At 63.1% G+C, this 25,753-nt stretch carries 21 protein-coding genes; 13 read left to right on the top strand and 8 right to left on the bottom strand.

The features are described from left to right. Positions 1-116 precede the first annotated feature (116 nt). The 3 genes from LQ952_RS06415 to LQ952_RS06405 form a co-directional block, all read right to left on the bottom strand. Positions 117-2,879, bottom strand: coding sequence for a valine--tRNA ligase (locus tag LQ952_RS06415; RefSeq protein ID WP_238621829.1), 2,763 nt, complete (start codon positions 2,877-2,879; stop codon positions 117-119). 62 nt (positions 2,880-2,941) lie between these two features. After that, positions 2,942-3,364, bottom strand: coding sequence for a DNA polymerase III subunit chi (locus tag LQ952_RS06410; protein WP_238621828.1), 423 nt, complete (start codon positions 3,362-3,364; stop codon positions 2,942-2,944). Between the two features lie 180 nt (positions 3,365-3,544). Continuing rightward, on the bottom strand, positions 3,545-5,038 hold the full coding sequence (locus LQ952_RS06405; protein WP_238621827.1) for a leucyl aminopeptidase: 1,494 nt from the start codon (positions 5,036-5,038) through the stop codon (positions 3,545-3,547). A gap of 146 nt (positions 5,039-5,184) precedes the next feature. On the opposite strand from LQ952_RS06405, the gene lptF reads away from it, so the two are divergent. Both lptF and lptG read left to right on the top strand, forming a co-directional pair. Next, positions 5,185-6,294: an LPS export ABC transporter permease LptF gene (gene lptF, locus LQ952_RS06400; protein ID WP_238621826.1), complete on the top strand. Its 1,110-nt coding sequence runs from the start codon at positions 5,185-5,187 to the stop codon at positions 6,292-6,294. Further along, positions 6,291-7,352 (top strand): LPS export ABC transporter permease LptG, encoded by a 1,062-nt coding sequence (lptG, locus tag LQ952_RS06395; RefSeq protein ID WP_238621825.1) that lies wholly within the window; start codon positions 6,291-6,293, stop codon positions 7,350-7,352. Before lptF ends, lptG begins: the two co-directional genes overlap by 4 nt. A gap of 20 nt (positions 7,353-7,372) precedes the next feature. Here lptG and LQ952_RS06390 read toward each other — a convergent pair whose 3' ends face one another. Next, entirely contained in the window at positions 7,373-7,894 is a 522-nt protein-coding gene (locus tag LQ952_RS06390; protein ID WP_238621824.1) for an RDD family protein, read from the bottom strand. Between the two features lie 172 nt (positions 7,895-8,066). On the opposite strand from LQ952_RS06390, the gene LQ952_RS06385 reads away from it, so the two are divergent. The 5 genes from LQ952_RS06385 to LQ952_RS06365 all read left to right on the top strand — a co-directional run bounded on the left by LQ952_RS06385 (position 8,067) and on the right by LQ952_RS06365 (position 12,539). Next, complete coding sequence (locus LQ952_RS06385; protein WP_238621823.1) at positions 8,067-8,453, top strand: PilZ domain-containing protein; 387 nt, start codon at positions 8,067-8,069, stop codon at positions 8,451-8,453. 5 nt (positions 8,454-8,458) lie between these two features. Beyond that, on the top strand, positions 8,459-9,961 hold the full coding sequence (locus LQ952_RS06380; protein ID WP_238621822.1) for an NfeD family protein: 1,503 nt from the start codon (positions 8,459-8,461) through the stop codon (positions 9,959-9,961). Continuing rightward, positions 9,958-10,749: a slipin family protein gene (locus LQ952_RS06375; RefSeq protein ID WP_238621821.1), complete on the top strand. Its 792-nt coding sequence runs from the start codon at positions 9,958-9,960 to the stop codon at positions 10,747-10,749. The genes LQ952_RS06380 and LQ952_RS06375 overlap by 4 nt, the downstream gene beginning before the upstream one ends. A gap of 3 nt (positions 10,750-10,752) precedes the next feature. After that, positions 10,753-11,658: a site-specific tyrosine recombinase XerD gene (gene xerD, locus LQ952_RS06370; protein ID WP_347402054.1), complete on the top strand. Its 906-nt coding sequence runs from the start codon at positions 10,753-10,755 to the stop codon at positions 11,656-11,658. 143 nt (positions 11,659-11,801) lie between these two features. Beyond that, on the top strand, positions 11,802-12,539 hold the full coding sequence (locus LQ952_RS06365; protein ID WP_238621820.1) for a DsbC family protein: 738 nt from the start codon (positions 11,802-11,804) through the stop codon (positions 12,537-12,539). A gap of 63 nt (positions 12,540-12,602) precedes the next feature. Here the strand turns inward: LQ952_RS06365 and trxA are convergent, their stop codons facing one another. Beyond that, positions 12,603-13,466: a thioredoxin gene (trxA, locus tag LQ952_RS06360; protein ID WP_238621819.1), complete on the bottom strand. Its 864-nt coding sequence runs from the start codon at positions 13,464-13,466 to the stop codon at positions 12,603-12,605. A gap of 417 nt (positions 13,467-13,883) precedes the next feature. Here trxA and parE point away from each other — a divergent pair, with 417 nt between their 5' ends. From parE to htpX, 4 genes are all read left to right on the top strand, one after another. After that, complete coding sequence (parE, locus tag LQ952_RS06355; protein ID WP_238621818.1) at positions 13,884-15,776, top strand: DNA topoisomerase IV subunit B; 1,893 nt, start codon at positions 13,884-13,886, stop codon at positions 15,774-15,776. Between the two features lie 102 nt (positions 15,777-15,878). Further along, entirely contained in the window at positions 15,879-16,112 is a 234-nt protein-coding gene (locus tag LQ952_RS06350) for a hypothetical protein (RefSeq protein WP_238621817.1), read from the top strand. A 36-nt stretch (positions 16,113-16,148) separates the two neighbouring features. Further along, positions 16,149-18,401 carry a DNA topoisomerase IV subunit A gene (parC, locus tag LQ952_RS06345; RefSeq protein ID WP_238621816.1) on the top strand — a complete coding sequence of 751 codons (2,253 nt, stop codon included), beginning with the start codon at positions 16,149-16,151 and terminating at the stop codon, positions 18,399-18,401. A 170-nt stretch (positions 18,402-18,571) separates the two neighbouring features. Further along, the gene (htpX, locus tag LQ952_RS06340; protein ID WP_238621815.1) at positions 18,572-19,462 is read left to right on the top strand and encodes a protease HtpX; all 891 of its coding nucleotides are present in this window, start codon (positions 18,572-18,574) and stop codon (positions 19,460-19,462) included. 42 nt (positions 19,463-19,504) lie between these two features. Here htpX and LQ952_RS06335 read toward each other — a convergent pair whose 3' ends face one another. The 3 genes from LQ952_RS06335 to epmB all read right to left on the bottom strand — a co-directional run bounded on the left by LQ952_RS06335 (position 19,505) and on the right by epmB (position 24,663). After that, positions 19,505-21,604: an EAL domain-containing response regulator gene (locus LQ952_RS06335; protein WP_238621814.1), complete on the bottom strand. Its 2,100-nt coding sequence runs from the start codon at positions 21,602-21,604 to the stop codon at positions 19,505-19,507. 152 nt (positions 21,605-21,756) lie between these two features. Next, positions 21,757-23,502, bottom strand: coding sequence for a hypothetical protein (locus LQ952_RS06330; RefSeq protein ID WP_238621813.1), 1,746 nt, complete (start codon positions 23,500-23,502; stop codon positions 21,757-21,759). Positions 23,503-23,622: 120 nt separating this feature from the next. Continuing rightward, the gene (gene epmB / locus LQ952_RS06325) at positions 23,623-24,663 is read right to left on the bottom strand and encodes an EF-P beta-lysylation protein EpmB (RefSeq protein ID WP_238621812.1); all 1,041 of its coding nucleotides are present in this window, start codon (positions 24,661-24,663) and stop codon (positions 23,623-23,625) included. Positions 24,664-24,805: 142 nt separating this feature from the next. Here epmB and efp point away from each other — a divergent pair, with 142 nt between their 5' ends. Both efp and LQ952_RS06315 read left to right on the top strand, forming a co-directional pair. Then, positions 24,806-25,369 (top strand): elongation factor P, encoded by a 564-nt coding sequence (gene efp, locus LQ952_RS06320; protein ID WP_238621811.1) that lies wholly within the window; start codon positions 24,806-24,808, stop codon positions 25,367-25,369. Positions 25,370-25,395: 26 nt separating this feature from the next. Then, positions 25,396-25,753, top strand: a 358-nt coding sequence (locus LQ952_RS06315) for an amino acid--tRNA ligase-related protein (RefSeq protein WP_283949379.1), incomplete at its 3' end; no start/stop codon positions are given.

Below are 25,753 nucleotides of genomic sequence, written 5' to 3'. Positions count from 1 at the left end.
AGGGCGCAGGATGTGCGGGGGATTGTAGGGAATGTGACAGGTTGGGGGCTTTTTGAGGCCCTCACCCCAACCCCTCTCCCGCCAGCGGGAGAGGGGCTTTGACCCAGTGCGCGGCCTCACAGCCGTCGGATCTTCTCCAGCTGGGCTTCCAGCTCCCGCAGGGTCGTTCCCATTTCGGCCACCCGCTCCCGCTCCTTGGCCACGACTTCGGCCGGGGCACGCTCCACGAAGCCCGCGTTGGCGAGCTTGCCCTCGCACTGGGCCAGGTTCTTCTGCACCTTGGCGATTTCCTTTTCCAGACGGGCGATTTCCGCGTCCTTGTCGATCAGACCCGCCAGGGGGATCAAAAGGCGCATCTCGCCCACCAGGGTCATGGCAGATTCCGGGGCCTCGGTGCCTTCCAGCCACTGCACCGACTCGGGTCTGGCCAGGAACCGGATGAAGCCCTGGTTGGCGGCGAAGCGGGCCTGATCTTCCGGCTTCCAGTTGTCCAGCAGCACGGGCAGGGGCTTGCCGGGGGAGATGTCCATTTCGGCGCGGATGCGGCGCATGCCTAGGATGAAGGTCTTCACCCACTCGATCTCCTGCTCTGCGTCGGCATCTTTCAGGGCCTCGTCTACCAACGGGTAGGGGCGGTGCATGAGGGTGTCGCCGGTCACGCCGGCCAGCGGGGCCATCTGGCGCCAGATGGCTTCAGTAATGAAGGGCATCACCGGGTGCATCAGGCGCAGCAGGGTCTCCAGCACCTGCACCAAGGTGCGGCGGGTGCCGCGGCGGGCGGCCTCGCTGCTGTCTTCGCCGGTGAGTACCGGTTTGCACAACTCCAGATACCAGTCACAGTAGTCGTACCAGGTGAACTCGTACAGGGCCTTGGCCGCCAGGTCGAAGCGATATGCCCCCAGCTGGCGGTGGGTCTCGGCGATGGTGTCCTGCAGGCGGGAGGTGATCCAGCGATCCGCCAGGGACAGTTCTACCGCTCCGCCGCCGAGGCCCGTGTCCTGGCCCTCGGTGTTCATGAGCACGTAGCGGGCTGCGTTCCACAGCTTGTTGCAGAAGTTGCGGTAGCCTTCGATGCGGCCCAGGTCGAACTTGATGTCCCGGCCGCTGGAGGCCAGGGCCGCCAGGGTAAAGCGCAGGGCGTCGGTGCCGAAAGCGGGGATGCCGTCGGGGAACTGCTTGCGGGTGGCCTGAGCGATGCGCTTTTCCATCTGCGGTTGCATCAGCCCGGTGGTGCGCTTGGCCAGCAGGTCTTCCAGGCTGATGCCGTCGATGAGGTCGATGGGGTCGAGCACGTTGCCCTTGGACTTGGACATCTTCTGGCCCTCCGCATCGCGGATCAGGCCGGTGACATAGACCTCCCGGAAGGGCACATCATCCATGAACTTGAGGCCCATCATGATCATGCGGGCCACCCAGAAGAAGATGATGTCAAAGCCGGTGACCAGTACCGCGGTGGGGTAGAAGGTCTTGAGTTCCGAGGTCTGCTCCGGCCAGCCCAGGGTGGAGAAGGGCCACAGGGCGGAGCTGAACCAGGTGTCCAGCACGTCCGGGTCCTGGGTCAGGCGCACCTCATCCCCCAGTTGGTGCTTGCGGCGTACTGCGGTCTCGTCCTCGCCCACGTAGATGTTGCCGGCCTCGTCGTACCAGGCGGGGATGCGGTGGCCCCACCAGATCTGGCGGGAGATGCACCAGTCCTCGATGTTGCGCATCCATTCGAAATAGGTCTTGCTCCAGTTCTCGGGCACGAAGCGGATGCGGCCGTCTTCCACCGCCTGGATGGCGGGCTCGGCCAGGGGCGCGGCCTTCACGTACCACTGGTCGGTGAGGAAGGGCTCGATGACGGCGCCGCTGCGGTCACCCCGGGGCACCATGAGCTTGTGGTCGTCGATGCGCTCCAGCAGGCCCTGGGCCTCCAGGTCGGCGATGATCTGCCGACGGGCGTCGAAGCGGTCCAGGTCGCGGTAGGCTTCGGGCGCGGCATCGTTGATGCGGGCATCCACGGTGAAGATGTTGATCATGGGCAGATCGTGCCGGCTGCCCACGGCGTAGTCGTTGAAATCGTGGGCGGGGGTGATCTTCACGCAGCCGGAACCGAATTCCGGGTCCACGTAGTCGTCGGCGATCACGGGGATCTCGCGGCCGGTGAGGGGCAGGATCACGGTCTTGCCGATGAGGTGGCGATAGCGCTCATCCTCCGGATTCACCGCCACGGCGGTATCCCCCAGCATGGTTTCCGGGCGGGTGGTGGCCACCACCAGATGACCGGAACCGTCGCTCAGGGGGTAGCGCAGGTGCCAGAGCTTGCCCTGTTCCTCCTCGGAGATCACTTCCAGGTCGGAGACGGCGGTGTGCAGTACCGGGTCCCAGTTCACCAGGCGCTTGCCGCGATAGATCAGGCCTTCCTCGTACAGGCGCACGAAGACCTCGGTCACCGCCCGGGACAGGCCGGCATCCATGGTGAAGCGCTCCCGGTGCCAGTCGATGGAGGTGCCCAGGCGACGCAGCTGTTGCTGGATCTGGTTGCCGGAGTGGTCCCGCCATTCCCATACCTTGTCCAGGAAGGCCTCCCGGCCCAGGTCGTGACGGGACTGGCCGTCCCGGGCCAGCCGGCGTTCCACCACCATCTGGGTGGCGATGCCCGCATGGTCGGTGCCCCCCTGCCAGAGGGTGTTGTCGCCCCGCATCCGGTGGTAGCGGATGAGGGTGTCCATCAGGGTGTCCTGGAAGGCGTGGCCCATGTGCAGGGTGCCGGTGACGTTGGGTGGCGGCAGCATGATGCAGTAGGGCGTGCCCTCACCCGCGGGAGCGAACCAGCCGCGGCCCTCCCATTCCTGGTAGATGGCTTGCTCGATGGCGTGGGGGTCGTAAGTCTTGTCCATGGTGCCTGTGTCTGGGTGCGGGCGGAAGTGGCGGATTATATGATGCTTTTCGGTGGGAGTGGTCATCCCAGCGGGTGGTGGTGCAGGTCGCAGCCGTGTTCCCGGTAGTAGCGGAAGCGGTCGCGCCCGGCCTGTTTCACCACGGGATCCTCGTTGACGATCTCCGCCACCCGGGCAAAGCCTTCATAACCCTGGGGCACGGTCTCGGCCAGGTTCAGCAGCAGATCCCGCGCCGTGGGCGGGACCCGGTCATGGCCGATGCTTACCGGCATGTCGGTGTCCTGGGGGTTGATCTCGTGGGGGATGAAGGCATCGTCCCGGAAGGTCCACAGCAGTTCATCCAGTTGTCGTGACAAGCCGGGGGCGCCGGTATGCACATGCACCCGGTGCCCCAGTCCGAAGGCCTTGTGGATCAGCCGGCAGGCGGTGGTCAGACGGGCCTGGGGCTGGTCGCTCTTGATGGTGTAAAAATCGACTCGGGTCATGGTGTGCCGCATTCGTTGTCCGGTGGCCGGTTTTCCCCTCATCCCCGGCCCTTCTCCCCTAAGAGGAGAAGGGTGGTAAAAGCCCCATCCCAAGGGAAGAAGGCTGGTAAAAGCCCCTCTCCCCTTGGGAGAGGGGTTGTGGGGTGAGGGAAGGGGTTCCCCGGAGGAGCAGGATGCCGTCTAGTCCTTCACCCGGTCGGCCAGAAACTGCATCAGCAACGGCACCGGACGCCCGGTGGAACCCTTTTCCTTGCCGCTCTTCCAGGCCACCCCCGCGATGTCCAGGTGGGCCCACTTGTACTTCTTGGTGAACCGGGACAGGAAACAGGCTGCGGTGATGGTGCCTGCGGGACGACCGCCGATATTGGCCATGTCGGCGAAATTGCTCTTGAGCTGTTCCTGGTATTCATCCCACAGGGGCATCTCCCAGACCCGGTCGCCGCTGTGCTTGCCCGCGGCCAGCAACTCGTTGATGAGCGGGCCGTGATTGCCCAGTACCGCCGAGGCCTGATGGCCCAGGGCGATGATGCAGGCGCCGGTGAGCGTGGCCATGTCCACCACCACTTCCGGATCGAAGCGTTCCACATACGTCAGGGCGTCACACAGCACCAGCCGGCCCTCGGCGTCGGTGTTGAGGATCTCCACCGTCTGCCCCGAGAGGGTGGTGACGATGTCGCCGGGCTTGATGGCCTTGCCGTCGGGCATGTTCTCGGCGGCGGCGATGACACCGATGATGTTCATGGGCAGTTTGAGTTCGGCCACGGCCTTCATGGTACCCATGACCGCCGCCGCGCCGCCCATGTCGAACTTCATCTCGTCCATGGCCTCGCCGGGCTTGATGGAGATGCCGCCGGTGTCGAAGGTGATGCCCTTGCCCACCAGGACCACGGGCTTGTCGCCCTTTTTACCGCCCCGGTAGTCCATGACGATGAGTTTGGCCGGCTGTTCGGAGCCGCGGGAGACCGCCAGCAGGGCACCCATGCCCAGCTTTTCCATCTCTTCCTCGTCCAGTACTTCCAGTTTCAGGTCTTTATAGGCCTTCTTGAGTTGCCGGGCCTGTTCCGCCAGGTGAGTGGGGGTGCAGACGTTGCCGGGGCGGTTGGCCAGGTCCCGGGTCAGGGCCATGCCCAAGGCGGTGGCAGAGGCGCGGGCCATGGCCTGGGCGCCGGTTTCCAGATCCTTGGCATCGGCTACGTTGAGGACCATGCGCTTGAGGGCGCCATGGCCGGATTTCTTGCTGCTCTTGAATTCGTCGAAGCGGTAGAGGCCGTCTTCTACCACCAGCACGCTCTGCACCAGCTTCCATTCCAGGTCATGTCCCTTCACCGGCAGATCCGTGAGATAATTGTGCACCCTGTCGGCGCCGCTGTGCCGGAGGGCGCCCACCATGGCGGCGGTGACCTGGCGGAAGGCGGCTTCACCGAACTCCCGTTCCTTACCGCAGCCGACCAGCAGGATCCGGTCCGCGATATCGTTGGGGACGTGATGCAGCCACAGGCACTGCCCACGCTCGCCGTCCATGTCACCCCGCTTGACGAGGGTGCTGATGGCGCCGCCGGTGGCCTCGTCCAGGGCTTTGGCGGCGGCGGAGAGCTTACGGCGCTCGAACACCCCTGCAACGAGGCAGGCGCTGCGCTGTTCTGCGGGGTGGGTACTTTCGACTGTGAATTCCATGCCGTTCCTCGGGGGATGCTGGGGAGTATGGGGGAGGGCAGGGGTCGTGCCCATCAGCCCGCCCACGACTGACAAGAGTTTGTCCATTCTATGGAAAATCCGTTCTCTTCACCAACAGGCGCCCAGGGCGTCGGGGCCGCGGCGGCATGCGCCTGAAGGTGCTTGACCGCTATCTGGTCCGGGAGATGCTGTTCACCCAGCTCGCCGTGACCCTGGTGTTGCTGCTGATCATCATGGGCGGTGTCCTGGCCCGGCTGCTGCGGGAAGCGGCCGAAGGCCGCATCCCCGGTGATGTGCTGCCGCCCATCCTGGTCCTGGGCACGTTCAACGGCCTGATCCTGCTGTTGCCCGTCTCCCTGTTCCTGGCGCTGATGCTTTCCCTGGGCAGACTCTACAAGGACAGCGAGATGGCGGCCCTGATGGCCGCCGGCGTGGGGTATGGCCGCCTGTACCGCACCATCCTCATCCTGGCCCTGCCGCTGACCCTGATCCTGGCCCTGATGTCCCTGTTCGTCTCACCCCAGACCTCCCTTATGGTGGACCAGATCCGTGCCGAGGCGAGCCAGCGTTCCGATCTCATGGGGGTCACGCCGGGACGGTTCACCCGGGCCGGGTTCGGCGGCGTGGTGCTGTTCGTGGAATCCTTCTCTGATGAGCGCCGCACCATGAACAACGTCTTCATTCAGCGCCGCATGGGAGACCAGACCGAGGTGGTGGTGGCGCGCACGGCCACCCAGCAGGTGGACCCGGTATCCGGCCAGCGTTTTTTCGTCCTGCGGGATGGTTTCCGCTACGAGGGCAGTCCGGGGGACCTGGATTTTCGCATCATCGAATTCAAGACCCATGGGGTGAGGATGCCGGAACCCGATGCCGTATCGGTGCGCAGTCGTACTGACAACGTGCCCACCCTGACCCTGCTGGGATCGGAGCGGCTGGACTACCGGGCCGAGCTGCAATGGCGGCTGGCGGCCCCCATCTCCATGCTGTTGCTGGCCCTGGTGGCGTTGCCGTTGTCCTATACCTCGCCTCGACAGGGCCGATTTGCCAAGCTGGCCCTGGGCGTGGCCGTCTACGTGGTCTATGCCCAGCTGCAGATCATGGCTCAGTCCTGGTATGCGGATGGTGTCTCTCCGGCCTGGCTGGGTATGTGGTGGGTGCATGCCCTGGTGGTGGTCCTGCTGATCCATCTGCTGGTGCATCGCTATGGCCTGCGCTGGTTGATGATGGCCTGGCGTCGCAAGGAGCTGCCGGCATGATGATCCTGCGCCTGTACATCGCTCGCCAGGTGATCGGCGGCACCCTGCTGGCCCTGCTGGTGCTGACCGCACTGGATGTGGCCTTCACCTTCATCGGTGAGCTGGATGACGTGGGGCAGGGGGCCTACGGCTGGATCCAGGCCGTGACCTACACGGCCCTCACCATTCCCCGTCGGCTCTATGAGCTGTTTCCCACCGCAGTGCTGCTGGGCACTCTGCTTAGTCTGGGTACCGCCGCCGAGAACAGCGAACTCACCGCCATGCGGGCGGCCGGGTTGTCCGTTTCCCGCATCGTCAACGCCGTGCTGCAGGCCGGGCTGGTCATGATGGTGGTGGCGGTGCTGCTGGGGGAGGTGGTGGCGCCGGCCGCAGAGCGTCAGGCCCAGAGTCTGCGCACCTTCTCCCATTCCGATCAGGTCCATGTGGGCAGTGGCGGTCTGTGGGCCAGGGACGGGGATCGGTTCCTGAATGTCCGCACCATCATGCCGGGGCTGCGGCTGCAGGATCTGCGCATCTACCGGTTCGACGATACCGGGCGCCTGGTGGAGTCGGTCCAGGCCGGTCAGGCCCGTTACCGGGAGGGTGTCTGGATCATGGAAGACGTGGTGCGCAGTCACATCTCGTCCACGGGGATACGGGCGGAACGGGTGGACATGGAACGATGGGAGCGGCTGCTGGCCCCTGAGCTGTTTGACGTCATCGTGGTGGAACCCCGGCAGATGTCTGCCTGGTCACTGGCCCGCTACATCACCTATCTGCGGGAGAACAACCTGGAGTCGGCCCCCTACGAGCTGGCCTTCTGGACCCGCTTCACCACTCCGTTGTCCAGTCTGGTGATGCTGCTGCTGGCGATACCCTTCATATTCGGTTCCCTGCGCACCGGTGGGGCGGGGCAGCGGTTGTTCATCGGCATCCTGATCGGGGTAGGGTTCCACCTGCTCAACCGCACCCTGAACCACATGGGGCTGGTGTACGGGATCCCCCCCTTTCTCAGCGCCGCGCTGCCGCTGACGGTGTTTCTGTTGGTGGCCCTGTGGGCCTTGCGCCGGGTGCGCTAGGCCCGGGAGTCATCGGCTGTTCAAACCCCTTTTTTCTTGTGATCCGGCAGGCGCACCAGACGGGTGTCCGACAGCAGGTCATGCAGCATGAGTTTCTGGGGGTGGCGCCAGCTCCAGATCAGCCCGCCGCCTACCACCGCCAGCACCCCCAGCGCCACGGGCCACAGGCCGGTGCGCCAGGCCTGGATGCCGGCCAGTATCACCACCCACTGCAGCAGGGCCGTCAGGAAACGGCGCATGGCATGCATCCAGGTGACGGTCTGCCCCCGCCTGCCCACCAGCTGGATGCGCCAGGTCTGCATGGCCAGGGAGACGCCGCCCCGAGTCCAGAACCCGCCGAAATACAAAAAAGCCACGCACAGGATCAACAGGGTAAACAACGGAAAGAGGGGGCTTTCCTCGGTGATGCCGGTGAGCAGGGTGATCCCCAGCGCGGCCAGCATGAGCACGGCCAGGAGCAACATGCTCTCATAGAGGATGCAGACCAGGCGGCGCAGGATGCCGATGGGCGGAAGGGGGGCGGGCGTCTGGGGGTCGGTCATGGCAAGTTCCGGCTGCGTCGGTGCGTGTCTGTGGGACTGATGAAGCCACGGGATGGGCGGGCATTATAGCCCCGGCCGTGGGCTTTTCAGCAAAGCACCCGTCGCGGTCTTATACTCGTGGGAGATCGGTGGATGACCGGATCCCCTGCCACGAGCATGCGACGAGGACCCCATGAGCGAAGAACACAGTCAGGAACGGCGGCATTTTCATCGGGTCAGCTTCAAGGGTGTGGCCTACATGACCCTGGAGTCTCCCGACGAGACCCCGGTGGAGTTGGTGGATCTCTCCCTGCAGGGGGTACTGGTGCGAACTTCCCGGTCCATGCCGCAACGTCGGCTGGGCGAATACGCCTACCTGCGGGTGCCCTTGGCCGAAGACCTGGACATCCTGCTCATGGTGCAGCTGCAGCGTATCGACGGTCGGGATCTGGGGCTTCGGATCACCCAGATGGAACTGGAGAGTGCCCAGCATCTCAAACGTCTGGTAGAGCTCAATCTGGGTGACAAGTCTCTGCTGGAACGTGACCTGGCCGCACTGTACGAGGTCCATTCGTCGTGATACGCATGATCCGATCCTTCCATTCGTCCCGATCATTTCCTGCCCGGCTGATGCTATGGTTCCTGCTGCTGTGCCTGGGGGGCGGGCTGGCCTTCGTGAGCCAGGCCCGGGAGGGAAGGATTGCCCTGATCCTGAACGTGGAAGGCGCCATCGGACCCGCCACCAGCGATTATTTCGTGCGGGGGCTGGAGAAGGCGCGGGAGCGCAATGCCGAGGTGGTGGTGGTCCGCATGGACACCCCCGGCGGCCTGGATACCGCCATGCGCGACATGATCAAGGGTATCCTGTCCTCGCCCGTTCCCGTGGTCACGTATGTGTCGCCTTCCGGCGCCAGGGCGGCCAGCGCGGGGACCTATCTGCTCTATGCCAGCCATATTGCCGCCATGGCCCCCGCCACCAACCTGGGTTCGGCCACGCCGGTGCAGGTGGGCGGGATGCCGGGCATGCCCGACGAACCCCAGGACCGGCCGGGGGGCGACTCCGAACGGCGCCTGGATGTGGCGGCGGGCAATGGGACCGCAGATGAGGGAGGAGGATCGGCTGCCGCAGAAGCCGATGTCGAAGAAGAGGCCAGGCCACTGCCGCGCCGAGGCACCACGGCCATGGAACGCAAGGTACTGGAGGATGCCGTGGCCTACATCCGCGGACTGGCGGAGTTGAGAGGGCGTAATGCGGACTGGGCGGAGGAGGCCGTGCGTGAGGCGGTGAGCCTGACCGCCAGCGATGCCCTGGAAAAGAACGTCATCGACGTAGTGGCCGAAAGCCTGGAGGATCTGCTCGGCCGGATCCATGGCCGGGTGGTGAAGCTGGAGGTGGGCGAACGTGAACTCAACACCGAGAACCTTCAACTGGTGGAGCTGGAACCCGACTGGCGCACCCGCCTGCTGGCGGTGATTACCAATCCCAACATCGCCTACATCCTCATGCTGGTGGGCATCTACGGCATCATCTTCGAGTTGGCCAATCCCGGCAACATCTTCCCCGGGGTGGTGGGGGCCATCTGCCTGGTACTGGCCCTGTACGCCTTCCAGGTCCTGCCCATCAATTACGCCGGTCTGGCCCTGATCTTCCTGGGCATCGTCTTCATGATCGCGGAGGCCTTCCTGCCCAGCTTCGGCATTCTGGGCTTCGGCGGCATCGCCGCCTTCGTGGTGGGTTCCATCATCCTGGTGGACGAGGCCAACCTGCACATCTCCCTGCCCCTGGTGGGCGGCACCGCCCTGGTCTCCGCCATCTTCCTGATGTGGGTGCTGGGCAAGCTGGTGGGCATCCGCAAGCGACAGGTCACCACCGGACGGGAAGAACTCGTCGGCGCCACCGGCACCGTCATGAAGCGTTTCTCCGGCGGCAGCGGGCGCGTATGGGTCCATAGCGAATCATGGCTGGCCCGCTGCGATGTCCCTCTGGCCAAGGGAGATACCGTCCATGTCAAGGCCATCGATGGGTTGACGCTGACCGTCGAGCCCGTCTCCGACAAGACCATCACGACAGGAGTGTCCACGCCATGATCACAGCACTATTGGTCCCTTTGGGCCTGATTCTCGGCTTTTTGGTGATGTCCATCCGGATTCTCCCGGAGTACGAACGGGGCGTCATCTTCTTTCTGGGGCGATTCCAGCTGGTCAAGGGACCGGGTCTGATCATCGTCATCCCCGGCATCCAACAGATGGTGCGGGTGGACCTGCGGGTCATCACCCTGGATGTGCCCAGCCAAGACGTGATCTCCCAGGACAACGTCACCGTGCGGGTGAACGCGGTGCTCTATTTCCGGGTGGTGGACCCGGCCAAGGCCATCATTCAGGTGGAGGACTATAACAACGCCACCAGCCAGCTGGCTCAGACCACCCTGCGCTCCGTGCTGGGCAAGCACGACCTGGATGAAATGCTCTCGGAACGGGACAAGCTCAACGACGACATTCAGAGTATCCTGGACAGCCAGACCGACGCCTGGGGCATCAAGGTGGCTAACGTGGAGATCAAGCACGTGGATCTCAACGAGACCATGATCCGCGCCATTGCCCGGCAGGCGGAGGCCGAGCGTGAGCGGCGGGCCAAGGTGATCCATGCCGAAGGGGAGTTGCAGGCGGCGGTGAAGTTGACCGAGGCCTCGGACATCCTTGCCAAAAGCCCCCATGCCCTGCAGTTGCGTTATCTGCAGACCATGGGTGACATGAGCAACAAGAATGCTTCTACCGTCATCTTTCCCTTCCCGATGGACCTGATGAGCGCCTTCAAGGGCCTGATGGGGGACGGTCTGCCCCGGGTGGTATCGAAACAGGACGAGGACAAGGGTTGATTCGTGGCGGAGGGACTCAAGGATCAGCCGGTCATTGACCGGTTTCTCGATACACTATGGATGCAGGAAGGCCTGAGTGAGCACACCCTGTCGGCCTACCGGGCCGACCTGAGCGGTCTGGCCCGTTATCTGGAGGCGCAAGACACATCCCTGGTCACTGCGGACCGGGGGCGGTTGCTGGCCTATCTGGCCCAGCGGCTGGAAGCGGGCGCCAAACCCCGCACTCTGGCGCGGCTGTTGTCCACCCTGCGCCGTTTTTATGGATTTCTGCTCCAGGCTGGCCGGATCCGGGATGATCCCACGGCCCGTATCGATGCCCCACGGCTGGGGCGCCCGCTGCCCGATACCCTCACCGAGGCCGAGGTGGAGGCCCTGCTGGCGGCCCCGGAGGTGGCAGACACCAACGGCCTGCGTGACCGGGCCATGCTGGAGGTGCTCTATGCCACCGGACTGCGTGTCTCGGAGTTGGTGGGGTTGCGCCTGGGACAGGTCAGTCGTCGTCATGGGGTGGTGCGTACCCTGGGCAAGGGCGGCAAGGAACGACTGGTCCCCCTGGGAGAGGAGGCCATGGACTGGCTGGAGCGTTATCTGGCTGAGGGCAGGCCGGCACTCATGCAGGGTCACGGCCAGTCGGAGGCCCTGTTCGTCACCCGCCGGGGTGAGGGCATGACCCGTCAGGCGTTCTGGTATCTGATCAAGCGTCATGCGCAAAACGCGGGGATTGACAAGCATCTGTCACCCCATACGCTGCGCCATGCCTTTGCCACCCACCTGCTGAATCATGGGGCTGACCTGCGGGTGGTGCAGATGTTGCTGGGCCACTCCAGTCTCTCCACCACCCAGATCTATACCCATGTGGCAACGGAGCGGCTCAAGGACCTGCATGCCGCCCATCACCCCAGGGGGTGAACCCGCTGCCGGTTCCCGCTACCATGGCCCCCTTTTGATGAATCTCATACCCTGTCAGGGGATCGAATGACGCCTTGCCTTGTCATACCCTGACACCGCTGTGATTTGCAGCGACAGCCAAACATCACCAAAGAGTCACCTACATGTATAGATACGGTCTTTCTCTTGTCCTCGTTATCCTGCTGGTGGTGCCGGCCGTGGCTGGTGCGGACGCCCAGACTCTGCGACAGCTCCAGGAGCGGGTGTCCCTGCTGGTGCCCAACGCCGAGCCCAGCAGTATTCAGGAAACGCCGGTGAAGGGACTCTACGAGGTGAGATATGGGGCTCAGCTGTTCTATATCAGTGCGGATGGCCAATATGTGCTGGATGGTGAACTGGTGGAACTGGATACCCGTCGCAGCCTGACATCCGAGGCCCGTTCAGTGGGGCGACGCGACATGCTGACCGGGATGGATGAGTCCGGCATGGTGGTCTATGCCCCCAAGGGGCGGACAGAGCATGTCATCACCGTGTTCACCGACGTGGACTGTCCTTATTGCCGTCGCCTGCATGAAGAAGTGCCGGCATTGAACGAGCAGGGCGTGAAGGTGCGTTACGTGATGTTCCCCCGCTCCGGCGAGGGTAGCCCCACCTTCCGCAAGATGGTGGGCATCTGGTGTGCCGATGACCGGGCCGGGGCCATGGATCGGGTCAAGGACGGCAAGAACATCGATGAGAAGAACTGCGAGACCCCGGTCAGAGAGCACGTCATCACGGGGCAGATGATGGGCATCAACGGCACGCCGGCCATCCTGCTGGAAAGTGGCGACCTGATCCCCGGCTATCGTCCGGCCGGGGACATCATGGAGATGATCCGGCACGTGAAGTCGGTGCAGCGCTGATCATCGCATGGAACCTCGTACCCTTCTCCCCACCGGGGGGAGAAGGGGCGGGGATGAGAACATTCAGTACATCAGCGCCATCATCTTGCGCCGATACTCATTCACCAGCGGGTGTCTGGCCCCTAAAAGCTCGAATGCCGCCAGCAGGGCCTTGTGACCGGCATCATCCCCATACCTGCGATGCTGGCGCATGAGCTGGATCAGCTTGTCCAGCCCGGTCTGATGTTCCCCCTCAAGGATCAGTGCACAGCCCAGACGATGCAGGGCTTCCGGGTCGTCCGGCTCGGACTCCAGTCTCTTCTTCAGCACCGGCAGCGCGTCCGGCTTCCCGACCGCCCGCGCAAAATGGAGCTGTGCTTCCAGTAGTCGCACCGAGGCCTGTTCATACAGGTCCATGGGCAGGGTCTTGATGGCTATTTCCGCCTCATCCGCCCGTCCGGCTTGAATCAGGGCCTTGGCCAAGTCGATCTTCAGGGCCTGCCGGTCAGGGTGATCTTCCAGCACCGCTTCCAGCAGCGACACTGCCTGCGCCGCATCACCCGCAGCCAGCGCGGCTTGCGCCGCCTGACGCCCTTGCGCCTCGGGGCCGGGCAGGTATTTCTCCAGTTGGGCGCGGATGCTCGATTCAGGCTGCATGCCCATGAACTGATCCACCGGTCGTCCATCCTGGTAGAAGATCACCGTGGGGATGCTGCGCACCCCGTGCTCCACGGCCAGTCCCTGTTCCCGGTCGCTGTTCACCTTGGCCAGCACGAACTTGCCGCCATACTCCTCGGCCAAGGCCGAGAGCAGGGGTAGTAGCATCTTGCAGGGCTGGCACCAGTCGGCCCAGAAGTCCACCAGCACCAGGTGCTCATGGGAGCCCTCGATCACCACTGACTGGAAGTCGGCTTCCGTGACATCGACGATGAAGGGAGAGAGGCTCATGGGCAGAAAGATCCTGTGGTTGTAGGGTGTGACCCTTTGGATGTTCCGAGCAAGTCACTCCCGCGCAAGCGGGAATCCAGTCACAGACCGGAAATTCCGGACCCCGCCTTCGCGGGAGTGACGGGGAAGTTGCTCGGTGTTTCTCTTTACATTGTTGGGGCTACCGCCGTTCTCTTTCAAGGATGTTCTCAATAAGTCATTCCCGCGCAAGCGGGAATCCAGCCTGCTGGAAATGAGATGCCTTCCCCTAATTCCGTCATTCCCGCGCAAGCGGGAATCCAGTTGCGGACTGAAAATTTTGGACTTCCACCGTCGCGGGAGTGACGGCAAAGGAGGCGTTTCCCAGCCCTGCATGCTTGTAACTTGTCCTGATGTTTCATACATTAGGCGCGCCTTTGTAGCCGGATGTCATTGCGCATGAGCGCCAGTTCCTATACCGCCTCCGATATCGAAGTCCTCTCCGGACTGGACCCGGTGCGCAAGCGCCCGGGCATGTATACCGACACCACTCGGCCCAATCACATGGCCCAGGAGGTGATCGACAATTCCGTGGACGAGGCCCTGGCGGGTCACGCCGGACGCATCGACGTGGTCCTCCACGGCGACGGTTCCCTTTCGGTCACCGATGACGGCCGCGGCATGCCCGTGGACCTGCACCCCAAGGAAAAGCGCCCGGGGGTCGAAGTGATCCTGGGCACCCTGCACGCGGGCGGCAAGTTCTCCAACAAGAGCTACAAGTTTTCCGGTGGTCTCCACGGGGTGGGGGTCTCCGTGGTCAATGCCCTGTCCCAGAAGTTGGAGGTCTGGATTCGTCGCGACGGCAAGGAACATCACATGGCCTTTGCCGACGGCCACAAGGTCAGCGACCTGAAGGTGGTGGGCGAGGTGGGGCGCCGCAATACCGGCACCATGCTGCGCTTCTGGCCCAACCCCCAGTATTTCGACAGTCCGAAATTCTCCGTGCTCCGGCTCAAGCATGTGCTGCGGGCCAAGGCGGTGCTCTGTCCGGGTCTGGCCATGTCCTTCTACGACGAGGTCACCGGTGAGCGTTGCGACTGGTGTTACGAGGCAGGTCTCAAGGACTACCTCATGGAAGCCCTGCAAGGGGCGGAGATCTTTCCGGAAGAGCCCTTCATGGGCAGCATCTCCGGCGAGACGGACGCCGTGGACTGGGCCGTGGTCTGGCTGCCGGAGGGTGGCGAGGGCGTGGCCGAGAGCTATGTGAACCTGATTCCCACTGCCCAGGGCGGTACCCATGTAAATGGCCTGCGCACCGGTCTGACCGATGCGGTGCGGGAATTCTGCGAGTTTCGCAACCTGATTCCCCGGGGCGTCAAGCTGGCCCCGGAAGATGTCTGGGACGGGGTGTCCTACATCCTGTCCTTCAAGATGCTCGACCCCCAGTTCGCCGGTCAGACCAAGGAGCGCCTGTCCGCCCGGGAGGCGGCCCCGTTCGTCTCCGGGGTGGTCAAGGACAGCTTCAGCCTGTGGCTGAACCAGCATCCGGCGGCGGGCGAGCGCATCGCCGAACTGGCCATCTCATCGGCCCAGCGCCGGCTGCGAGCGGGCAAGAAGGTGGTGCGCAAGAAGGTGACCCAGGGGCCGACCTTGCCCGGCAAGCTGGCCGATTGCGCGGCCCAGGATCTGGCACGGACCGAACTGTTCCTGGTGGAAGGGGATTCTGCCGGCGGCAGCGCCAAGCAGGCCCGGGACCGTGAGTTCCAGGCCATCATGCCCCTGCGGGGCAAGATCCTCAACGCCTGGGAGGTGGATCCGGATCAGGTCCTGGGCTCCCAGGAGATCCATGACATCAGCGTGGCCATCGGCGTAAATCCCGGTTCCGCGGACCTGAAGGATCTGCGTTACGGCAAGGTCTGCATCCTGGCGGACGCGGACTCCGATGGTGCCCACATCGCCACCCTGCTGTGTGCCCTGTTCCTGCGTCATTTCCGCCCGCTGGTGGCCCAGGGGCGGGTATACGTGGCCATGCCGCCCCTGTTCCGGATCGATGTGGGCAAGGAGATCTTCTACGCCCTGGACGAGGAAGAGAAGCAGGGAGTCCTGCAGCGCATTGCGGCGGAGAAGAAGAAGGGCAAGGTAGCGGTGACCCGATTCAAGGGGCTGGGGGAGATGAATCCGCTGCAGCTGCGGGAAACCACCATGGCCCCGGATACCCGGCGTCTGGTCCAACTCACCCTGGATGACGGGGACGGGACCGATGCCCTGCTGGATATGCTGCTGGCCAAGAAGCGGGCGGGGGATCGCAAGAGCTGGCTGGAAAGCAAAGGCCACCTGGCCGAGGTGATCTGAAGGGTTCATGGCATCCCATGACACTGTGGGAGCGGCCCGCCCGCGAAAATGCGATCCCCAGCACTGCTTCAGCGTGAGATTCACACACAACAGGAGCTTGAAATGGCAACACCCATCGGATTCGGAAAGCGCCTGGCGCTGATCCTGCTCAGTTTTGCGGGCATCATCATGGCCATGGCCGGCATCCTGGAGCTGGCCACTGCCGGCCTGGGTGGCGTCTATCCGCCGGCTTGGCGCTTCCCGGGCTACGCCTGGGTGCTCACCGTGGGAGGCTACCTGCTGATGATTCCCATGGGCTGGCTGTATTTTCAGGATATCAAGTCCGAAGAGGACTGATGGTCCTGATCCCTTGCCCGCAATCGACGGACATTCATGAGCAATTACGACCTGAATCTGGAAGGCGTCGAACGCCTGCCGCTCAAGACCTTTACGGAAAAGGCGTACCTGGACTATTCCATGTACGTCATCCTGGACCGGGCTCTGCCCCATGTGGGGGACGGGCTCAAGCCCGTGCAGCGGCGCATCATCTATGCCATGAGCGAGCTGGGCCTGTCCGCTGTCTCCAAGCACAAGAAATCCGCCCGTACCGTGGGGGACGTGCTGGGCAAGTTCCATCCTCATGGTGATTCCGCCTGCTACGAGGCCATGGTGCTGCTGGCGCAGCCCTTCTCCTCTCGCTATCCCTTTGTGGACGGCCAGGGTAACTGGGGCTCGCCGGATGATCCCAAGTCCTTCGCGGCCATGCGCTATACCGAGGCCCGGCTGTCCGCCTATGCCCAGCTGTTGCTGTCGGAACTGGGGCAGGGGACCGCCGACTGGGCGCCCAACTTCGACGGTACCCTGGAAGAGCCCAAGGTCCTGCCCGCCCGTCTGCCCAATGTGCTGCTCAACGGCGGCACCGGCATTGCCGTCGGCATGGCCACGGACATCCCGCCCCATAACCTCAGGGAAGTGGCCGCCGCCTGCATCCACCTGCTGGCGCATCCGGAGGCCTCGCTGGAGGAACTGTGTCGGCATATCCAGGGGCCGGACTTTCCTACCGAGGCGGAGATCATCACCCCCCGTCATGAATTGGCGGCGCTGTATCGCACCGGTCACGGCAGCCTGCGCATGCGGGCCCGTCATGAACGGGAAAATGGCGACATCATCATCACGGCACTACCCCACCAGGTCTCCGGGGCCAAGGTGCTGGAGCAGATCGCCGCCCAGATGAACGCCAAGAAGTTGCCCATGGTGGAGGACCTGCGGGATGAGTCGGACCACGAGCATCCCACCCGCCTGGTCATCACCCCTCGTTCCAACCGGGTGGATATCCCGGGCCTCATGGCTCACCTGTTCGCCACCACGGACCTGGAGCGCAGCTACCGGGTGAACCTGAATGTCATCGGCCTGGACGGCCGGCCTCAGGTGAAGAACCTGGTCCAGCTCCTGACCGAGTGGCTGATCTTTCGCACCGAGACCGTGCGCCGCCGTCTGCAGTGGCGCCTGGACAAGGTGGAAAAACGGCTGCACATCCTGGAAGGTTTGCTGATCGCTTACCTGAACATCGATGAGGTGATCCGCATTATCCGTGAGCATGACGCGCCCAAGCCGGTGCTGATGGAACGCTTCGGACTCACCGATACCCAGGCCGAAGCCATTTTGGAACTCAAGCTGCGCCATCTGGCCAAGCTGGAAGAGATGAAGATCCGCGGTGAACAGGATGAGCTGTCCCGGGAACGGGAACAGCTGAAGGCCATCCTGGATTCCAGCGAATTGCTCAGAAACCTGGTGCGTGACGAGATTGCCGCCGACGCGGAGAAGTTCGGTGATGATCGCCGCTCCCCCATCGTGCAGCGGGCCGCCGCCCAGGCCCTGGATGAGTCGGCCCTGATCCCCTCGGAACCCCTGACCGTGGCACTTTCCCGCATGGGGTGGGCGCGTGCCGCCAAGGGTCATGAAGTGGACGCCGCCGGACTCAGCTACAAGTCTGGTGATGGTTTCCTGTCCGCCGCCCTGGGGCGCAGCAATCAGCAGGCGGTATTCATCGATTCCACCGGGCGTACCTATGCCCTGGCCGCCCATACCCTGCCGTCGGCACGGGGGCAGGGGGAGCCCCTGTCGGGGCGGCTGTCGCCGCCGGACGGTGCCCGCTTTGTCGGGGTGATGATGGGGGCATCGGACGATCTCTATCTGTTGGCTACCGATCATGGCTACGGCTTCATCTGCACCCTGGACGACATGATCTCCCGCAACCGGGCGGGCAAGGTGGTGCTGACGGTGCCGGAGGGGGCCAACGTGTTGCCGCCGGTCCGGATCCGGGATCCGGAGCGTCAGCGTTTGGCGGCGGCCACCACCGATGGCTATCTGCTGGTCACGGCCTTGTCGGACCTGCCCAGGATGGCCCGGGGCAAGGGCAACAAGATCATCAATATCCCCTCGGCCCGCCTCAAGGCCCGGGAGGAATGGATGGTGGAGCCGGTCCTGTTGGCGGAGGGCGAAGTGCTCAATGTGGTGGCCGGCAAGAAGTTCAAGGCGGTGAAGGGCGCCGAACTGGAAGAGTATCTGGGTGAGCGGGGCCGCCGGGGCAAGAAGTTGCCCCGGGGATTCCAGAAGGTGGATGCCCTCAACGCCGTCACCCCGTAGATCAGGTTCAGGAGGAAAGGACTCGGCTTTCGCGGCCAAGGCCCGCCCCCACGTGGGGGCGGGCCGACTACGGCTGCAGCTTTTTTGTGCTTGAATTTTTCACGCCAAACCCCATCTAATACGCCGGACCTTTGATTGACAACCCCCAACCTTCAGATCATGGAGACAGCATGAAGCGCATCGCCCTGTTCCTGGCCACTAACCTGGCCATCATCGTGGTGTTAAGCATCACCCTGCGGATTCTGGGAGTGGAGCGCATCCTGGATGAATCAGGGACCAACCTGAACCTCAGCAACCTGCTGGTCTTCGCCGCCGTCTTCGGCTTCGGGGGCTCTTTCATCTCCCTGGCCATTTCCAAGTGGATGGCCAAGAAGACCATGAACGTGCAGGTCATCGAACAGCCCCGCAGCGAAACCGAGCAGTGGCTGGTGGAAACCGTACGCCGCCAGGCCCAGCAGGCTGGTATCGGCATGCCGGAAGTGGGCATCTTCGACTCCCCGGACCCCAACGCCTTCGCCACCGGCATGAGCAGGAACAATGCCCTGGTGGCCGTGAGTACCGGGCTCATGCACAACATGAACCGGGATGAGGTGGAGGCCGTACTGGGGCACGAAGTGGCCCACGTGGCCAACGGCGACATGGTCACCCTGGCCCTGATTCAGGGGGTGATCAACACCTTCGTGATCTTCCTGGCCCGCGTCATCGGTCACCTGGTGGATCGGGTGGTGTTCAAGAACGAGGAAGGCCATGGCCCGGCCTTCTGGGTGACCACCATCGTGGCGGAAATCATCCTGGCCATTCTGGCTTCCATCATCGTCATGTGGTTCTCCCGTCAGCGGGAATTCCGTGCCGACGAGGGCGGTGCCAAGTTGGCCGGCCGGGAGAAGATGATCGCAGCCCTGGAGCGTCTGCGTGCCGCTCAGGGGCAGCCCAGCCAGATGCCCGACCAGATGCAGGCCTTCGGCATCCGTGGCGGCATGGGGCAGGGGATCAAGAAACTGTTCATGACCCACCCGCCGCTGGAAGAGCGCATCATGGCCCTCAAGGCCGGCGGCCGCTGACCTTCGCTGTCCTCCCTTCTCCCCTCAGGGGAGGAGGGAGGGTCAGCCCATGGATGAGAAATCGTATTCCAGGGCGCCGGAGGGGGCCTGCAGGAAATTCCCCTGAATGAAGTTCACGCCCAGCCCCCAAAGTATGGAGAGTGTGGCGGCCTCTTCCACCTGTTGGGCAATGATCATCTTGCCCTGGCTATGGGCCGTATCCGTAAGATGTTTGAGCACTTCCTGGTCCTCAATGCTCTTCGCCAGGTTGCGGGTATAAGAACCATCCACCTTCAGGTAATCCACCGGGATGTGCTGCAGTATCTGGAAGGGATTGAGTCCGACGCCGAAGTCGTCCAGGACGAACTGACAGTGAATGCTCTTGAGCGACTTTACCAGTTCCCGCGCCTGCTTGAGGTGGGCAACGACGGTGGCCACCTTGATCTGGAACACCGCGCACTCGGCCGGGATGCGGTGCTCCTTGAGCCGGTCGGCAATCCAGGGGACCATGCCTGGGTCATGGAGGGTGCCGCCGGTGATCTTGATGAAAAACACCGTGTCATACCCTGCCTTGCGTCGTGCCGCCAGGGTACTGAGTGCCTGGCCGATGACCCATTGATCCAGTTGCCGTGCCAGGTCCGTGCGTTCCGCGCTGGGCATGAATTGGCTGGGGCTGATGGCCTCCCCCCCTTTGTTGAGGAGGCGCATGAAGACTTCGTAACGTTCGCCGGCCTCTCCATGGAGACTGATGATGGGCTGGAACAGCAGGACCAGCCGGTTGCTGTCCATGGCCTCGGTGATGCGCCTGGACCAGGTTTCATCCAGTTGCTTCTGGGTCATCTCCCCCTCTTTGGGTTGGTAGATGACTGTCCGGTTGCCGCCCGATGTGGCCGCTTCCTCGCAGGCCTTGTGTGACCGGGACAGCAGTTCGTCGATATCGGGCGCATTCTCGTCGACCTGCGCGGCCCCGATGGAGGCGGTGAAACTGATGGACCGCCCTTCCACCTCGCAGATGTGTTCTGAGATCCGGCTCAGCAGGTCACGGGTGAATTGCAGGATCTCCTGCATTTCCCAGTGCTGACAGAGAATGCCGTAGGCCTGTCCTTCCAGCCGCGCAACGATGTCGGATTGACCGCAGGCCTCTTCCAGCAGCTTGCCCAAGTCGCTCAGCACCAGGTCCGCACCGGCAACACCGACCAGTTCCCGGATACCGCTGAACTGGTCTACCGTCAGTTCGATCAGCGTGGCATTGGCTTTGCTCTGGGTGGCCTGCCCCAGGGCCTGTTGTACGCACTCCAGGAAATATTGCCGATTGTACAGGCCGGTGATCAGGTCCCGTTGCGACAGGTAGTTGAGTTTCTTTTCCAGTTCCAGCGTGTTGCCGCCGGCGTTGGATCGGATGAGTATCTGGATGCAGGGCTCGCCATCAATGATGGCGCTGCTGAATTCCATTGGCGCAGAAAAATTTTCCCCTGAAATGCGCTTGAGCTGCAATTCCTGGGGCTGTGGGGGGGAGTCGGGATGCGCGTCCGCATTCTGGGTGTCGTCATACTGACGCAGGCATTCCTTCAGTTTCTGTTGCTCCTCACGCACCACCATGTCCATGATGGGGATGCCTTCGATCTCCTCGATGTCGGCGAAACCGAACAGTTCCAGGTAGGCGGGATTGGCGTAAAGGTGCATGCCTTCGTGAACGTAGGCAATGGCATCTCGGGCATTGTCCAGGAGCATCTTGCAGCGACGCTCCGTCTCCCTCAGGGAGGACTCAAGGACTTTCAGGGAGCGCCACTGCTGCTGAAAGGCCAGTGCCCGCGTGATCACCAGTCGTAGATGGTCCATATGATTTTTCCGGACCATGTCATGCGCACCCAATTCCAGACACTCCACAATGTCGGTGTCGGAACTGGTGGCAACGGCGACCACGGGAGCATGTCGCCCCATCTGGCGGCTGCTCTGAATGACTTTGTCGAGGGAAAGGGAAGGGTGCCCGAGGGCGCAGATGATGACATCCGGGGTGTGGTGCTTCAGTTTGGTCAGCAGGTCTTCTTCGTCTTCAGCGCGCTCAGGTCTGACGGCCAGGCCGGCGGACTTGAGCGTGCTCACCATCATCTCGGCGTCGTTGAGGTCGTCGTCAATGATCAGTAGGCGTAGAAGGTTGTCCATTCGGTGCCTGGCCTGAGTGCGGGGGGATTGGGCCGGGCTGGTCACCGGCGGAGATCACTTGCCACGATTATATAGACAAGCAACCCGATACCGCCAATCAGCGGTGCAATCAGGCCAGCCCCCGATGTGCTCGGGGGAGGGGCAGGCAAAAGCTAGATGCTGGACCAGACCAACTCGGTTTTCGAGGCCTGATCGACGCCTTTGGGTTCTACGGGCAGGTTTTTTACCGGTTCATAGGTGAATTGCTCGAAGCGGCTGGAGTACTCCAGTTTGCGGGTGAGTCTCACAGGCAGGGTCCGACCAGCCAGATTCACGGCCAGTTCGTCACCCACCTGGAAAACACCGGCAGGACAGAACAGGCTGGTGGCCTGTTGCAGTATTTGGATGGTCGGCGACATGAGACCCTCCAACGGCTGCCCGTGGGCCAGTCGGCGCTTGGCGCGCCTGATCGTGATCGGCAGGCTGCGGGGGGCCAGAATCTGGACGCCGATTTCAAGGCCGGTTTCCGGGTGAAGCATCATCCAGCGCACGATGCCCAGCAGCCAGCTTACACAGGCGCCGTCATGGTTGCGCAGGCCGATGATCTCTCCCACCTGGACTCGCCCGGCCTGAGGCTTTTCCCAACGCAGGCGGAAGCCACCGGCACTGCTGTCCACCAGAGACCACGGTTGTGGGAGAGAGCTATGATCCGGCTGCATGGAATCGGTGTCTGCATCTGCAAAGGTGTTGCCGGTTATCAGGTTGCCCTTGGCAATGCTGTCCCAGGCGGAAGACCCCAGATCCTTGGGCATGTCCGCCAGATACTGCACCGTGATGCCCATATCCAGGGAGTGCAGGTTGTTATCGATCTGTTGTAGGGACAGGTTGTCGTAAACCGTGTTTGCAGGTTCGTTGCCTGGGTGGGCATTGATTTTTCGGGTGATACAACGATGGATCCCGGTCAGGCCGGTCGCTACATCGATCCGACCGGCCCTGCCTGCACGGTTGAAGCGGCGTCGTGCCGTATTGGTCCAGGAAACCAGGGTTCTGTGGATCAGGTCATTATCCAGTGCCTGGTTATCACCCCCGCGAGCCATGTCACGCAGTTGACGAATCAAGGGTGCGATCTGCAGGAATCGGTTTTTTTCCGCCCCGTCCATTTCATCCTGAGTGATGTACTCCGGTCCCCGGTCGCTGGACAGATCGATCCGGTAGAGCATGCCGACACTATCGGGCAGGGCGTCCGGTCCGATACGGCACAGCACACCATGTTCCTCAAGGTAGTGGTAGAGCCGATCGGATTCCCCCTGGCGCAGGGTCAGGGGGGCGGCCAGGGCCAGCAGCGCAATTTGCAGGTAGGCGTGGGCGGGGGTGCGCTGCCTTGTTTGTTCATCCGCGGTCACCTGGTGGAGAAGACCATAGTCTTCCGCCTGGGCCAACAGTTCGTGCATGGCTTGCCAGGTCCCCGGCGGTGCAGGCAGGTACAAACGCGAAGCATGTCTCTGCTGGGTCCCCAGCATGCGCAGGCCCTGGTAGATGGCCGTCGTCAGCTGTTTGTTGGAGAGCCCCGTCTTTTCCATGCCCCGGATATCTCTGAGTATCCGCAGATAGCCGGCACTGGTTTCCGCCAGCAACTCTCCCGCGATATGGGCAATCTGCAGACTCCGAGGGGGCAGCGGGAGGGAGCGGCTGATGAAGTGGCGCCCCAGGTGATCCTGGGCCATGAGCAGGGAAGGGCGGATCAGCTCCATGATCTCGAGACGATCGGCCGCCGGCAGCGCCTGGCCGTTCAGTTCCCGGATCGCTTGCAGCAGCCTGCGTGTCGTCTCCCCCATGTTGGCCAGGGGCAGTGCCTTCAGCCAGCGTTTGACCTTCCTTGGTTGTAAGGGTAGGGCGTCATCGCCTTGAAATTGCACCATGGGGGTTCCGACCAGCATCTCACTTGACTCTTGAATAGGGGCCTATGTCTCGGCCTTGAGACTGGTTTTTTGTGACGTAGTTCACTATTTTAACGCCTGTAGCCCCTGTTCTTCCAGTTTTCAAAGCACGGAATTACCAATGGTAGGGAATGAGCGTACCAGTGGTGTCTTGCTGTCCCGTCCCGGGATGTCCTGAACCAGACGCGGGATCAGGTAGCCGGGAAGCTGCTGGGTCAGATGGTCCATGATGGCCAGGGCATGTGTCTCGGAAACGGCGAAATGCGCAGCACCCTGGACCGGGTCCAGCGTATGCAGATAATAGGGTTGTACACCGCTGTCGAACAGGGCGTGACTGAGTGTAGCCAGGACGTCCGGATCATCGTTGACCCCCCGCAGCAGAACGGTCTGATTAAACAGGCGCACCCCGGCCAGTTCAAGGCGTTCCATGGCGGCGCGCGTGGTGCCGTCCAGTTCCCGGGCATGGTTGGCATGGATGACCATGACCGGGCGCAGGCGAGTGCCGGTCAGCCAGCCCAGCAGGGTGTCGTCGATTCGTTCCGGCACCACCACGGGCAGCCGACTATGCAGGCGCAGAGTCCGCAGGTGAGGGATGCCGGCCAGGTCCGAAATCATCGCCGCCAGCTTGTCATCGCTCAAGGTCAGCGGGTCGCCACCGCTCAGGATCACCTCCCGAACTTCTTGATGGGTGCGCAGGTAGAGCAGGATGCGCGGCCAGGCTTCCCGGATGGCCGAGGCGTCCCGATAGGGAAAATGCCGACGGAAGCAGTAGCGACAATGGATGGCGCAGGTGCCGGAGGTCACCAGCAGCACCCGGCCGTGATACTTGTGCAACAGTCCCGGGATCGGCATCGATTCCAGGTCACCCACCGGGTCGCAGTGAAAGTCCGGGACTTCGAGACATTCCTCGCCCAGAGGCAGGACCTGCCGCAACAGGGGGTCGTTGGGGTCCCCCGGGGTCATGCGCCCCAGGTAACCCAGGGGCACCCGTACCCGGAACTGTTTCGAGGCCTCCCTGGCAGCGGGCAGCAGGGCCGGGTCCAGCCCCAGGCGCTTGAGCAGCTCTTCCGGATCGGTCACGGCCTGGGCGAGGGCGCGTTGCCAATCCGCCGACTGACGGTGGACATTTAATCGCGTTATCATAGGCGGATTTTTCAGGGTGAATCGTGGCAGGCCGTCCCATTGTGCCGGTTTTGGCCATCTCTTTGCCAGATTCCCCGCCCACTCGGGATTGTCCCTGTTGGAAACCCCTTCGAGCCCTGGCTCGATCCGGAGATGCATCGTTATGGCAATGTACAGTACCAATGAATTCAAGAGCGGGCTCAAGATTCTGCTGGATGGCGATCCCTATGCCATCGTGGAGAACGAGTTCGTCAAGCCCGGCAAGGGACAGGCCTTCAACCGCGTGAGGATGCGCAACCTCAAGACCGGTCGCGTACTGGACAAGACCTTCAAGTCCGGTGACTCGGTGGAGGCCGCCGACGTCATGGATACGGACATGCAGTATCTCTACGCCGATGGTGAGTTCTGGCACTTCATGATGCCCGAGAGTTTCGAGCAGTATGCCGCCAATGAGGCCGCGGTCATCGATGCCATGAAGTGGCTCAAGGAGCAGGATATGTGTACCGTGACCCTGTGGAACAACGTGCCTTTGTCGGTCAGTCCGCCTAATTTCGTGGAACTGAAGATCACCCAGTGTGATCCGGGCATCCGTGGCGACACCGCCACCGGCGGCACCAAGCCGGCCACCCTGGAGACCGGCGCAGTGGTGAAGGTGCCCCTGTTCGTGAACGAAGGTGATGTGATCCGCGTGGATACCCGGACCGGCGACTACGCCTCCCGCGCGTGAACTGGTCTCCCTCCGCCTCCCCGGCGATGCTGCGTCGCCGGGCGGATCTGCTGCGATCGATCCGTGATTTCTTCCATGCGCGGGGGGTACTGGAAGTGGAAACCCCCTGCCTGTCCCGGGCGGGGGCCACGGACCCTGCCATCGAGAGTCTGGCCGTGACTCTGCCCGAGGGGTGTGTCTGGCTGCATACCTCGCCCGAGTTTCCCATGAAGCGACTGCTGGCCGCGGGGGCGGGGGACATCTATCAGATCGCCCGGGTCTTTCGCGCCGGCGAGGCCGGGCGCTTTCACAATCCGGAATTCACCCTGCTGGAATGGTATCGGGTCGGGTTTGATCACCATCGGCTGATGGCGGAAGTCGATGACCTGGTGCGTGAACTGGCGG

Origin of the sequence: Ectothiorhodospira lacustris, assembly GCF_022227785.1 — a bacterium.
In the GTDB taxonomy this organism is placed as follows: domain Bacteria; phylum Pseudomonadota; class Gammaproteobacteria; order Ectothiorhodospirales; family Ectothiorhodospiraceae; genus Ectothiorhodospira; species Ectothiorhodospira lacustris.
Note: the sequence above shows the minus strand (reverse complement) of the source record. Positions and strands in the feature narration are given on the sequence as shown.